General features: G+C 38.5%; 12 protein-coding genes. 10 read left to right on the top strand and 2 right to left on the bottom strand.

Features of this window, described 5'->3' with window-relative positions; translation table 11 throughout:
* Positions 1-354 precede the first annotated feature (354 nt).
* Both FTU22_RS09060 and FTU22_RS09065 read left to right on the top strand, forming a co-directional pair.
* Complete coding sequence (locus FTU22_RS09060; protein ID WP_180094078.1) at positions 355-1,182, top strand: PAAR domain-containing protein; 828 nt, start codon at positions 355-357, stop codon at positions 1,180-1,182.
* Positions 1,182-1,859, top strand: coding sequence for a hypothetical protein (locus FTU22_RS09065; RefSeq protein WP_180094080.1), 678 nt, complete (start codon positions 1,182-1,184; stop codon positions 1,857-1,859). Before FTU22_RS09060 ends, FTU22_RS09065 begins: the two co-directional genes overlap by 1 nt.
* Before the next feature lie 368 nt (positions 1,860-2,227).
* On the opposite strand, the gene ybaK is transcribed toward FTU22_RS09065, so the two are convergent.
* A complete protein-coding gene (gene ybaK / locus FTU22_RS09070) occupies positions 2,228-2,695 on the bottom strand; it encodes a Cys-tRNA(Pro) deacylase (RefSeq protein WP_180094108.1) in 468 nt (155 codons plus the stop codon).
* 154 nt (positions 2,696-2,849) lie between these two features.
* Between ybaK and FTU22_RS09075 the strand changes: the two genes are divergently transcribed.
* The 7 genes from FTU22_RS09075 (at position 2,850) to FTU22_RS09105 (ending at position 9,724) form a co-directional block, all read left to right on the top strand.
* The gene (locus FTU22_RS09075) at positions 2,850-3,743 is read left to right on the top strand and encodes an acyl-CoA thioesterase II (RefSeq protein ID WP_180094082.1); all 894 of its coding nucleotides are present in this window, start codon (positions 2,850-2,852) and stop codon (positions 3,741-3,743) included.
* Between the two features lie 90 nt (positions 3,744-3,833).
* Entirely contained in the window at positions 3,834-4,469 is a 636-nt protein-coding gene (locus FTU22_RS09080) for a CDP-alcohol phosphatidyltransferase family protein (RefSeq protein ID WP_180094084.1), read from the top strand.
* 47 nt (positions 4,470-4,516) lie between these two features.
* A complete protein-coding gene (locus tag FTU22_RS09085; RefSeq protein WP_180094086.1) occupies positions 4,517-6,271 on the top strand; it encodes a bifunctional alpha/beta hydrolase/class I SAM-dependent methyltransferase in 1,755 nt (584 codons plus the stop codon).
* An 18-nt stretch (positions 6,272-6,289) separates the two neighbouring features.
* Positions 6,290-7,642 carry a phosphatase PAP2/dual specificity phosphatase family protein gene (locus FTU22_RS09090; RefSeq protein ID WP_180094088.1) on the top strand — a complete coding sequence of 451 codons (1,353 nt, stop codon included), beginning with the start codon at positions 6,290-6,292 and terminating at the stop codon, positions 7,640-7,642.
* The gene (locus tag FTU22_RS09095) at positions 7,639-8,067 is read left to right on the top strand and encodes a hypothetical protein (protein WP_180094089.1); all 429 of its coding nucleotides are present in this window, start codon (positions 7,639-7,641) and stop codon (positions 8,065-8,067) included. The genes FTU22_RS09090 and FTU22_RS09095 overlap by 4 nt, the downstream gene beginning before the upstream one ends.
* 62 nt (positions 8,068-8,129) lie before the next feature.
* On the top strand, positions 8,130-8,780 hold the full coding sequence (locus tag FTU22_RS09100; RefSeq protein ID WP_180060120.1) for a 1-acyl-sn-glycerol-3-phosphate acyltransferase: 651 nt from the start codon (positions 8,130-8,132) through the stop codon (positions 8,778-8,780).
* Positions 8,780-9,724 (top strand): phosphatidate cytidylyltransferase, encoded by a 945-nt coding sequence (locus FTU22_RS09105; RefSeq protein WP_078191012.1) that lies wholly within the window; start codon positions 8,780-8,782, stop codon positions 9,722-9,724. The genes FTU22_RS09100 and FTU22_RS09105 overlap by 1 nt, the downstream gene beginning before the upstream one ends.
* A gap of 460 nt (positions 9,725-10,184) precedes the next feature.
* Here the strand turns inward: FTU22_RS09105 and FTU22_RS09110 are convergent, their stop codons facing one another.
* Positions 10,185-11,390, bottom strand: a complete 1,206-nt coding sequence (locus FTU22_RS09110) for an alkane 1-monooxygenase (RefSeq protein ID WP_180094092.1) — start codon at positions 11,388-11,390, stop codon at positions 10,185-10,187.
* 181 nt (positions 11,391-11,571) lie between these two features.
* On the opposite strand from FTU22_RS09110, the gene FTU22_RS09115 reads away from it, so the two are divergent.
* Positions 11,572-12,522 (top strand): AraC family transcriptional regulator, encoded by a 951-nt coding sequence (locus tag FTU22_RS09115; RefSeq protein ID WP_180094094.1) that lies wholly within the window; start codon positions 11,572-11,574, stop codon positions 12,520-12,522.
* The last annotated feature ends 4 nt before the right edge of the window (positions 12,523-12,526 follow it).

The following is a 12,526-nucleotide window of genomic DNA, read 5'->3' on the forward strand; positions in this document are numbered from 1 at the left end:
ACATTCTCGTTATTCAAAGCTAAAACGGAAATAACAAAAAAGCCCACCTGTTTCCAAGTGAGCTTACAACTGCTGCAAACGGCGGGAGTGTCACAAGTTTCCTTGCTAAACTGACCCGCATAGTGAGTTGCCAACTTGAATTAATGATACCACAATTTTGTACCAAAATAGCTCAGTTTTTTGGCAAGCTTTTTGAACTTAATGAATGAGTATCACTTAGTACCCTATTGGAAATACCATGCATAAGATCAACTCTTATCGAAATTTTACAAAAACCAAAAAGAATAAACTAAATCTAACAGATAACATTCACTTTCTATTTTTTAATTTCGATATAAAAACGAGTCATACATAATGCAAGCCGTAATAACAATTGGCGATAAAACTACTCATGGCGGAATTGTAACCGAAGTAGATAATACTTTTGTTATCCAAGGAAAAGCCTCACATCTTCAGGGCATGAAACACTTCTGTCCTAAATGCAAAACAATAGTTACAGCAATTGCAAGCAATAACCTTGTTGTTATTAATGGCAAGGCCATGATAGTTGCAGGAGATAAAACTACCTGTGGTGCTACATTTCTACCTAGTCAAAATTTAGTTGGGAAAACATCTGGTGGCATGTCAGGATCAAAGAGTTCAAACTCATTTGCATCAACATCTCAAAATTCCAATAATTTAACTAACAGCTTTAGCACTGAAAGAGAAAAATATATAAATTATTATATTCCTCAAAATTCTACAGATATCTTTATTAGTCATAAAGCCGTTATTCAACCCTTTGATGAAGGTGTCCAAGTTCTATCAGGCGCTGTGAGTTATTTTTTAAATTACGTTTTAAATGACAAAAATTTATTTATCAGTGTCTCAATAAATGCTTTTCCACTATCTGAAAATGGAAAGGTTCTACCTTATGGTAGTGTAAAAGTAAGCCGTGAAGGAAAGCTGTTGACCACAACTAAATTAACAGTTGGAAAAGGAATTTGGGATACAGATAAAAAGAAAGCACCACTTGGAAGTTGCAATATCACTTTACCAGAGCCAAACTTACAACTCGTTGAGGTTGAATTAACATTAGGATACACAGTGAAACCAGCAGATAGTGTGGGATACGTAACCCCTATTCCTCCATATAAGAAATATACTTTTAAACTAAATTCAGCAGCTAAGCGTGTAAACTAATGAAACAAATAATATTTCCATTATTACTATCAATCCTTCCACTTTCAGCTTGTGGTAATTCAAGTGAAACAGCCCCCCTTGCACAAAGTTCAGCAACTAGAGTTGATGCTGAGCTTTCTCCAGAAAGTAAAGAAATCATCAATGAATATAATCAGATACTAATTCAATCTCAAAGTGAGTTGGACCCTCAAAAAACCAATCAAAAGCTCAAAAAAATTCTACCTAAAATTTCTAAAATTAACTCAGAGAATGAACGAAATAACCTTTTACTAAACATCAATATGCGTCTTGGCAATTATGAAAAAGCCTTTGCCATTACAAATACAATTTTAGAAAAAAAAGAAACAACCAATATGAAAAATTTTCAATGTTTACTCATTGAAGTTTTAAACAAACCAAAAAAGGATATTGAAGACTGTTATTTATACAACGCTAATTTATATAAAAAACAGTTAGATAATATGCCCAAAAATGATCTCTATTACGACCAAACAGAATGGGCTTACTATGCAAGCTTATTCCATGCAGGTAAAACAGAATATAAATCTAAATTAAAGCAGCTTGTGGACTCAAAAAAATCTCCAGAAGACAAAGAAATATATCAGTCGCTCTATGAAATAGAAACTATTCCTGATGGTAGAAAATCTATCTTAGATAATTACAAATCCAAAATGTAATGCAAAAAAAACCAGCCCATGGTTGGTTTACAACATTATCAATATATATACATACAAAGCTGCCAACCCTCATTTCACATCAAATTTGGGATCAATTTCAGCGCGCTCGGTATTTCTCATATCAACTCAAGAAGCAACATAAATATACCTACTAATAATCGTATTTAACCTACAATCCTATACTCAGTACCCTATATATCCAATATAAAAAGCTGCTCCATGTCCAATAAATCCGTGACACTTGATGCTTTATCGAACCACAAAGCCGCTCAATGCGGCTTTTGTTATTTTAGTGGTTTGGGAATAGTGGATAATATTGTGAGTAACACCACTAAATTCAATTGATTTTAGGGAATCATAAACTCCGTTTAGACATCTATCACATCAGCAAAGTTTGCACCCAAAACTTTTGCTAAATCTTCGGGTTTTAAACCAATATCCAAACCACGCTTACCACCACTCACATAGATTTTAGCTAAGTGCTGCGCAGAAGCATCGATCACTGTTTTTAAACGTTTTTTCTGTCCAACTGGACTAATACCACCAACCAAATAACCGGTTAAACGCTCTGCATCCTTTGGGTCAGCCATTTTGAGTTTTTTACAGCCAAAAGCTGTGGCTACTTTTTTCAAATTCAGCTGATATTCCACTGGCAATACGGCAACAAAGTAATTTTTATCGTCCGTAACCATCAATGTTTTAAATACTTCATCGACCGTTAAGCCTAGTTTTTCCGCAGCTTCTAAACCAAAACTTTTTGCTTCTGGGTCATGATCATATTCATGAATGGTAAAGTCGATTTTATTAGATTTTAAGAGTTTACATGCAGGTGTCATTGCTTTTTCGTCATTCCATTCGGACAACTAGGAAAACTCGATTATAAGCCTATTCTAGAAAGACTGGCGAAGACTTTTATATTTTTCATGAACATGGCTTGTGCAATAAGTTCGAGTTGAATACATTTAAACAAAGCAAAAATTTCAAAAAAAGATGACAACACTGACTCAAGACCTCATCCAATTATTATCTGTAGTGCCCAAAGAGCAGGGCTACTTTTTAGCACAAAGTAAACCACTGTTTGGTGACCATATTTTTGGTGGACAATTACTTGCTCAGAGCATAGTCAGTGCATCCTATACCTGTACACTCCCACTCCACTCTTTACATGCCAACTTTACTTCTGCGGGTCATGCAAATCATCCCGTATTATTTAAAGTCGAAAATTTACGTGATAGCCATAGTTTTTCTACACGACAAGTGACCGCCATACAGCATGGCAAACCAATATATATGGTGATGTTGTCCTATATGAAAAACGAAGCAGGCATGGAGTACCAAATTCCTGAACCAGATCTGATCCCACAGTTTCCACCAAGTATGCTCAAAGAGGAGCAATTCTATAAATCGCAAATCCAATCATCTATTTCACCTGAATATCTGGCCACATTTTTACAGCCTTTTCAGCTTATATCTAAACCAATTGAATACGTGCTGACAGATTTTCCACCGTCCAATCAAGCTTCTGTCTTAAATCAAAATCAATATACAGAATATTTAAAACTCCATGATGCCTTGGATGCACAATTTGACCAACTTCATATACATCAGGCCATTGCAGCATACTATTCAGACTATAATTTATATTCTGCGGCGCTCAAAACACATGGTTTAAATTATCTGTCTCCTGAACTCTTCGCAACTAGTCTTGATCATTCGATGTATTTTCATCATGCCTTTAGGGTAGATAATTGGGTATTCTATGACATGAATACTACCCGAACCTCTCAATCACGTGGGCTTACTCATGGGCAAATGTGGCAAGATGGAAAATTAGTCGCAAGTACTACACAAGAAAATTTAATGCGTTATATAGGCGAATCGTGAGGCCTGTGACAATCTTTAACATTCAAATTCTTGTTAAGTTAAGCATCAAACGTATAAAATTCATGCAAATCATACCGCTATAACAATAATATGCCTTCGATCTACCAGCTTAAGCCTGCATTTCAAAACTTACTTCGACCTTTGGTTAAATCACTTCAGCATCTTGGTATTACAGCAAATCAAGTAACACTACTAGCAATGTTCATTTCGCTTGCTGTGGCATTTTTTATTTATATCTATTTCTCTCACAACGGTATTGGCATTTTACTGTTGATTTTCCCCGTATGGATGCTTATTCGAATGGGTTTCAATGCTATAGATGGCATGCTGGCACGTGAGTTCAACCAACAATCCAAACTCGGTGCTTTTTATAATGAATTATGTGATGTGATTTCTGACTCAGCACTCTATTTTAGTTTAATTTGTTTTGCTTTTATTCAAGCTGAATTACTTATTTTAACCTGTTTTCTCGCCATACTTGCTGAATATACAGGTGTGATGGCGCCATTAGTGGGTCAAGAACGTCGCTACGATGGTCCAATGGGAAAAAGTGACCGTGCTTTTGTATTTAGCATCATCTGTATCGTGATCGTGACTTCTTCTATATTTAACTTCGGTTTAAATACATTGTATCTTATTTGCAATAGTATTTTGATTATTATCATCTTTTTATTATTTATCACGATTTATAACCGCATTAAAAATAGCATTATCAACCCACAATAAATTTCAGTTTAGATCGTCAGTCGATTTATTATTTTGAGAACAACACAATGTATAACAATACTCAGCATACCTTTACGAGCCATGATGGAACATCCTTGTTTTATCAACATTGGGAAAATAGCAGTTTAAAAAGCAACCGTAAGAAAAAAGCGGTGATCTTATTTCATCGTGGCCATGAACATTCGGGACGAATGGCGCATTTGGTCAATGAATTGAATTTGCCTGATTTTGATTTTTTCGCTTGGGATGCGCGAGGTCACGGCAATACCCCAGGTGAACGTGGTGATGCTCCTAGTTTTTCCGCATGCGTTCAAGACATTCAATATTTTGTTCAGCATATTGAACAGACTTACCAAATCCGATCAGAAAATATAGCAATTGTAGCTCAAAGCGTTGGCGCTGTTTTAGCCGCGACATGGGTGCATGATTATGCCCCTAAAATCCGTGCTTTATGCCTTGCCTCGCCTGCATTTGACATCAAACTCTATGTGCCTTTTGCAAAACCCGGCTTAACACTCATAAATAAATTCGCTGGCAACTTTTTTATTAATAGTTATGTCAAAGCCAAAATGCTGACGCACGATACTGCACGTTCGCAGAGTTATGACACTGACCCGAAAATCGCTCGGGCCATATCGGTCCGTATGCTGCTGGGGCTATATGCAGCCTCAGATCGAATCGTTAAAGATGCACAAAATATTTTTGTTCCTACTCAAGTCTTATGTTCAGGATCTGACTTCGTGGTGCATCAAAAACCACAATTGGCGTTTTATCAAAAACTCCCACATCCAATGAAGGAATTTCACGTGTTAGACGGTTTTTATCATGATACTTTGGGTGAAAAACATCGAAAAATCGCCACAGATAAAATCCATCGCTTTATTCAACAATGTTTTAAACAAGCATATTCCGCACCTAAACTTTTAGATGCAGATAAAATTGGCCCAAGCTGTACCGTTGCAGAAACATTAAGTTCAACGCTTCCAAAACACTCTTTAAAACATGCATTTTGGAGCTTAACAAAACAAAATCTTAAAATTGGTAGTCTCTTTTCTAAAGGTTTAAAAATTGGTGAAGAGACAGGATATGACTCCGGCAGTACCTTAGATTTTGTCTACAGAGATAAATCAGAAAGCCAAAATGCACTGGGTAAAATCATCGATCGACAATATTTAAATGCGATTGGTTGGCGTGGTATTCGCGTTAGAAAACAAAATATTGAAGCGCTATTAACGAAATATGCTTCTAAGTTAAATGATGCCCAACACGCGGTACGGATTATGGATATTGCTGCAGGCCATGGCCGATATATTTTAGATGCTGTACAAAAACTGCCTGAGCATCCTGAATCCATCCTGCTTAGAGACTATAGCTCGATCAATGTACAAGCGGGTCAAGCAATGATTGAGCAAAGAGGTTTAAGCCAGATTGCCAAATTTGTAGAAGCGGATGCATTTGATACCACATCACTAGCCAGTGTTGAACCTAAACCCACTCTAGCCGTGGTCTCAGGTTTATACGAATTATTTAGTGATAATGATTTACTTAGACAGTCCTTATCCGGCTTAAGCCAGGCCATTGAGAAAGATGGTTATCTCATCTACACGGGTCAAATTTGGCATCCGCAACAAGAGTTTATCGCCCGTGCCCTGACCTCACATCGCCAAGGAGATGCATGGGTCATGCGTTTGCGCTCACAAGCAGAAATGGATGCCTTGGTTGAGCAAGCCGGTTTCAAGAAAGTCGATCAAGTCATTGATGAGTTTGGTATTTTCACCGTTTCCGTTGCACAAAAAATTTAAGCTTGGACGGTCAATCTTATGCATAAACTGGATCCGGAAACAGGAACTTGGAAATACGGCCTACTGTGTTTGGCATTTCTGGCACCTTTTTTCTTCTTAAGTTATGGTTTTGCCAATCAATACGCTGCGGGTTTAGCGTCTGTACCTGTTATCGTCTTTGAATGGGAAAAATATATTCCACTTTGGCCATGGAGTATTGTGCCTTATTGGTCGATTGATCTGTTCTATGGATTGTCTTTATTACTTTGTTGGAATAAGTTTGAATTAAAACAACATGTCCTGCGACTATTTTCGGCACAAATCCTTTCAATCAGCTGCTTTTTAATTTTCCCGCTACGTTTTAGCTTTGAACGCCCCGAACTCACAGGTTTTTTCGGCCTATGGTTTGATGTCTTGATGGGCTTTGATAAACCGTTTAATCAAGCACCTTCCCTGCACATTGTGCTACTGGTGATACTTTGGGATTTTTTCCGTCGGCATAGCACAGGTAAGCTAAAATATCTGGTAGATGGTTGGTCTTTTTTGATTGGTCTCTCAGTTCTAACCACTTGGCAGCACCATTTTATAGATATCCCAACAGGTTTATTAGTCGGTGCCTTATGTTTATGGCTATTCCCGATGGCTGGCTCTGCGCCATGGGTTCAAAATAAACAAAGTCGGCTAAGCTTAAAGCACATTAAAATCGGGATCCTTTATCTGTTTGCTGCCTTATTTTGTAGCGCAATCGCACATGCAAAAGGTTGGTGGCTTCGGCTGCTCTATCCTGCAAGCAGTCTGCTTTTAGTTTCGTTTGCATATTTATTCAATCGACCCCATTTTTTTCAAAAACTCAATCATGGTGATATGACCATTGCTGCAAAAATATTGTTTGCGCCTTACTTTATATTTGCTTGGATCAATAGCCGAATCTGGACTTATCGCCATCCTGAAGATTCTAAAATCATCAAAATCAATCAGAGTTATATTTATTTAGGTCGCTATCCGTCCAAACAGGTCATGCAACAATATGATGCTTTACTCGATTGTTGCGCAGAATTGCCCACTTATCCAAAGTGCTCATATGCCCAAAACTTGAGTTTAGACCTGATTCCTTTACAGGCCAATCAGCTGCATCATGCTGTAGAGTCTTTAGAACTATTATTGAACTCTAAAAAAAGTGATGAAGCACAAAACATCTTGGTCTTCTGTGCTTTGGGATATTCACGAAGTAGTGCTGTAGTGGCCGGATTGTTATTGAAACAACATCCTGAATATTCAGTCGAAGATGTTTTACGGATTATTCGCCATAACCGCCCGTGGGTCGTGCTTAAAGCACCGCAAATAAAACATTTAAATACTTATCGTTTAAAACTTAAAGGACTTGCACCATGAATTTACAACTTGTGGTGCTGTCAAAGTTGTTGCAATCCACCACTGGATTGCTCATCTCAGCTTATGTGGCAGCCATTTTCACGCTCTGGCTCATCATCCAGTTTGGCAATGTAATGCTATTCGATTTGCTATATGTATTGATTTGTCTAGTTTTGCTCGGAATACAGCATTATTTAAGCTTGAGAATCAAATTTGATTCGGCACTTTTAGCCACTGTCTCTGAATACAGCAAGACTCAAAGCCTAGAACAAACCACCAAAGAGCTGGACTTAATTTTAATTAACCTAAAGTTAATGCCTGCAAATAAATGTGGCCGCGCATGGGAACTACGTGAGTTAGGTTGTCTGGCTTTATTTAAATGGCAAATCGTAGTCCTTTGCTTGCAATACATCGCATTCATCTGCATATTTTTACTGTATAGATAAATTTACAATAATTTGAAGCCATGCCAAATCCAATAGACACTTCAGGGAATGCTCCCTCACCAATGAAAGGTAATTTTTTAAGCCGTTCAATTGCTCGCTATATTGCCTTTCTCACTCGTCGTGGGGCGCGGCTGCTCACGGGCGCGCGGAGTCTATGGGTCGGGTGCAAACCGGTTATGAAACAACGTATTTATTATGCAAATCATAATAGCCATATCGACTTTATTTTGCTTTGGTCATCACTGCCGACAGATCTCAGACGGAAGACGCGTCCTGTAGCGGCTTCGGATTATTGGCTAAAAGATGGCTTTCGACGTTTTCTCATTCAAGATACGTTTACTGGCGTCACTATTCAACGAAATCGAGAGCAAAATCAAGATCCCTTAGAACCGATCAAAACCGTTTTAGCGCAAGGTGACTCAATTATTTTCTTTCCTGAGGGTACTCGAAATTTAAATGATGACGTTGAATTATTAGAGTTTAAAAGCGGCTTATTTCATCTCAAAAATCAATTTCCTGATGTTGAAATCGTACCGGTATGGATCTCAAATTTAAAACGTGTCATGCCTAAAGGCGCGCTTATACCACTCCCCCTATTATCTACCGTTATTTTTGGCAAACCTTTAGAAGCCCATAATGAACACAGTAAAACTGAGTTTTTAAACTACGCTCAGGAAGAATTACTCAAATTAAAAGCATTGGAGTATCAATAATGGAATTCACCAATGCGCAAATGACCTATGTATTGTTTGGTATCTTTGCAGTTATTTTGATTATTGCCTCAACCATTGGCTCAATACTAAAATTTAAAGCGGGTTATGCACCAGCACCGGTCATCGACAATTTAAATGCGCGGATCAATGCATGGTGGGTCATGTTGTTGGTACTTGGTGTAGCAATTTCATTAGGCAAAATTGCCTTTGTGATCCTGTTTGCGTTGATTTCACTCTTTGCTTTACGTGAATTTATCAGTTTACTCCCAACCCGTCGCGGTGATTATCTTCCGTTGCTGATCGCTTTTTATTTTGTCATCCCTTACCAGTATTACTTGGTGTATATCGACTGGTACGGGCTATATTCTATTTTTATTCCGCTGTATGTATTTCTTCTTATCCCTATCGCTACACTCAAAGCCGAAGATACCACGCGATTTTTAGAGCGCAGTTCAAAAATTCAATGGGGGCTGATGATCAGCGTATTCTGTATTTCGCATGTGCCTGCGCTATTAAATCTTAAACTTCCCGGATTTGAAGGTGAAAAAATTTGGCTAGCGATCTGGCTGATCATGGTGGTACAAGCCTCCGATGTCTTACAATATGTCTGTGGCAAGCTATTTGGAAAACATAAAGTCGCACCGATACTTTCACCATCTAAGACCGTTGAGGGTTTAATCGGAGGCATTGCTTTAGCCACTGCACTAGGTGTTGCTATGTCATGGCTTACACCCTTTAGCTATCTACAGGCTGCATGTATTGGTTTTATTGTTTGTATATTCGGTTTCTTTGGTGGTCTTGTCATGTCAGCCATTAAACGCGATCGTGGTGTAAAAGATTGGGGACAACTTATCCAAGGCCATGGTGGCATGCTCGACCGAATTGATTCCATCTGCTTTTCAGCACCGATTTTTTTCCACATTTTGCGCTATTGGTGGTCTTAAGAAATGACTAAGTTTTAAACAGAAAATTTGGGATCTTAAATGGTGTTACGCACGTAGAATTAATTTCACATTTTAAAAATGATTTTTAAGTCTATGCGACGGTGTCTTACATCTAAAGATTGAATAAAGGTATTAGCCTTCGGCTGGAGATACTCTTACGAAACGTTGTTTCTCATTCGGCAAAATGAGAAGCGAAGCTTCGCAAGGAAACCATCTTGCGGTGTAATGCACCTCACCAACAAAACTCGTTCACTAGCGTCAAATTATTCAAAGAATCGCAGAAACATTTTTGATTACAATAAGTCTTGTCTCAAACAATTTCGGATGACGTTACCGTGTATCGTTCTTTTATTTGAATCAACGTGCGCTTCTGATGTTACTGCGTAGCATCGGTTAATAATATGCACAATAAAAAATCCCAAGTAAACAAGCTTGGGATTCTTCTTATCAGGTATTCGATTTAAATGTCTGAAACCGCAAACTTTTTAAAAAGGCTTGCACGGCGTTTAGGATGAATATTGGCTTTAGTTAAATCACCTTGGTAGTGATCATAGACACGTTTATCCATCATCTTAAACCAAATAGAGGGTACTAAAGCAGGAATTAGCATAGTGGCATAGCCGCTAGGCAACTCTGGCGCTTCATCAAAATGTCTTAAAGCCTGAAATGGACGAGTCGGATATGCATGATGGTCTGAATGTCGCTGTAATTGATACAAAAATAGATTGGTCACAATATTATTGTTATTCCAACTATGTTCAGGCATGGTTCGCGCATAACTTCCATCCGGTTTTTGCTCACGCTTCAGGCCATAATGTTCAATATAATTAATAATTTCAAAAAGGCTGATTCCATAAAAGGCCTGTGTAACTAAATACGGTGTCACACCTTTACCAAACATTTTCAGCATCGAGGCATGAAAACCTGCACTCATCACCCAACCATGAAACAGTTCATTGTCCTTCGAAAAGAAACTTAAACCTTTACGTTTTAAGCGTTGTTTTTCAATCTGCACCGCCGATTTAATTCCACCAAATACAGTGCGCGGCCAAAACTCATAAAAAGTTTCGCCCATTTTTGAAGATGCAGGATCTTCAGGCGTTGCCGCACGTTTATGGTGTCCATAAGGATGTTCAATGCGGAAATGGCTATAACCTAATGGTGCGAGAGTCGCATGTGCCCAATAATGGTCTTTTTTATGTGGTCGATGGCAAAGTTCATGTGCTGTATTTACACCGACGCCATTGATGGCACCCATCGAAATCCCAAGTAGAACTTGATCTAATAATGAAACATCTTTACGGGTAACCACATAGCCTGCAAAAGCGTTCGCTGCCATTTGCAGTGGAATAAATAATTTGACGATCCGATCATAATAGGGATCATTCACTAAAACTTTGATGTCATCATCTGTCGGGTTATTGGCATCATCACCGATCAGTGCATCCAGTGCAGGAATAATGACATGCAGTAGAAGCGGCCCGCCCATGGCAAATAGTTTTTTTGTCGGTTTTGGACCAAAATGATAACCCGCCAAGATCCCCATACCAATGACTGGTAAACCTGGACTCAATAGCCAACCATAACGTTTTTTATCTAAAACACTACCGATTTTGCTTTCTAACTGAGCGAGCTGCTGTTCATTTAGTTTTACTGGTGCATTCATGCGCTAGACTTCCCTAATAACTTCTTCTGTGTTTATATTCGTAAAATATGGGCAGCCAGAACAGTTTTAAGCGTCCAAAAAAACTATGTGATCGTCTTTGGCATTTAAGGATAAATGTTGACCTTTAAGCACATAGTGACCATCTATAAATAGAAAATTAATATGAGTAAATATTTGAAATATGGATGCTTTAAGTAAAATTTTTGATGATATTCATCTCCACCGATCTGAATATATTTATTTGAGATCAAAGCATCCTTGGGCTTTTCATTTTCAAGATCACAATGCCATGGTTGCGTATGTGGTGATTCAAGGTCAGTGTGTTGTGCATATAGATCAAGAGCAGGTTTTGCTTGAGACTGGCGATCTTTGCCTTATTCCTTCCGGGCAAAACCACTACTGCAAATCTATACAGTCTGATGTCTTGGTCGAATCAATAAACATCACGCCACTATTTCAAGAGCAGCGAAATAAAACCATTGAATTAAATTCTGCCGAATCTCATGAAGCAGAGGAATTGTTTGTACTCGCGATCCGTGGGCATGTCGACAGCATTATGGCAAAGCCCTTAGTGAATGCACTCCCCACGCTGTTACATACACCACATATCATGAGCAGTACCGCACCTGAATGGTTGCAAATTGGCTTACATTTTCTGGCCGTTGAAGCGCATCAGATCCGTCCAGGCCGCGACAAAATTTTGGATCATTTGGTGAGTATTTTATTTATCGAATGTGTACGTGATTATATTGCGGCTTTGTCAGATTCGAGCAGTTGGTTGCATGCCTTAAGTCATCCTGAATTATCCAACGCTTTGGCAGCGATTCACGAACAACCACAGCATGCATGGACCGTCGAAAGCTTGGCAGAACAATGTTGCATGTCACGTTCTAAATTTGCCAGTTTATTCACTCAAATGCTCAGTGAATCTCCACTCGCCTATTTGCAGCAACATCGTTTGCGACTGGCGACACAGCACTTACAAATGGGGCAACTGACTATTCAGCAAATTGCCCATCGTATCGGTTACTCATCTGAAACGGCATTTAGCCAAACTTTTAAAAAGTTTTATGATCTAACACCGAGCCAGTATCGACAGCAGCATCAACTCGCAAAAACTGAGTCACCTTAAAGGT

Source organism: Acinetobacter sp. YH12076 (assembly GCF_013419525.1).
GTDB classification, from domain to species: domain Bacteria; phylum Pseudomonadota; class Gammaproteobacteria; order Pseudomonadales; family Moraxellaceae; genus Acinetobacter; species Acinetobacter amyesii.

What these genes read in the sequence shown, in the direction of transcription:
- FTU22_RS09060 (WP_180094078.1), top strand. Translation starts at nt 355, where the DNA reads ATGCAAGCCGTAATAACAATTGGCGATAAAACTACTCATGGCGGAATT.
- FTU22_RS09065 (WP_180094080.1), top strand. Translation starts at nt 1,182, where the DNA reads ATGAAACAAATAATATTTCCATTATTACTATCAATCCTTCCACTTTCA.
- ybaK (WP_180094108.1), bottom strand. Translation starts at nt 2,695, where the DNA reads ATGACACCTGCATGTAAACTCTTAAAATCTAATAAAATCGACTTTACC.
- FTU22_RS09075 (WP_180094082.1), top strand. Translation starts at nt 2,850, where the DNA reads ATGACAACACTGACTCAAGACCTCATCCAATTATTATCTGTAGTGCCC.
- FTU22_RS09080 (WP_180094084.1), top strand. Translation starts at nt 3,834, where the DNA reads ATGCCTTCGATCTACCAGCTTAAGCCTGCATTTCAAAACTTACTTCGA.
- FTU22_RS09085 (WP_180094086.1), top strand. Translation starts at nt 4,517, where the DNA reads ATGTATAACAATACTCAGCATACCTTTACGAGCCATGATGGAACATCC.
- FTU22_RS09090 (WP_180094088.1), top strand. Translation starts at nt 6,290, where the DNA reads ATGCATAAACTGGATCCGGAAACAGGAACTTGGAAATACGGCCTACTG.
- FTU22_RS09095 (WP_180094089.1), top strand. Translation starts at nt 7,639, where the DNA reads ATGAATTTACAACTTGTGGTGCTGTCAAAGTTGTTGCAATCCACCACT.
- FTU22_RS09100 (WP_180060120.1), top strand. Translation starts at nt 8,130, where the DNA reads ATGAAAGGTAATTTTTTAAGCCGTTCAATTGCTCGCTATATTGCCTTT.
- FTU22_RS09105 (WP_078191012.1), top strand. Translation starts at nt 8,780, where the DNA reads ATGGAATTCACCAATGCGCAAATGACCTATGTATTGTTTGGTATCTTT.
- FTU22_RS09110 (WP_180094092.1), bottom strand. Translation starts at nt 11,390, where the DNA reads ATGAATGCACCAGTAAAACTAAATGAACAGCAGCTCGCTCAGTTAGAA.
- FTU22_RS09115 (WP_180094094.1), top strand. Translation starts at nt 11,572, where the DNA reads ATGGATGCTTTAAGTAAAATTTTTGATGATATTCATCTCCACCGATCT.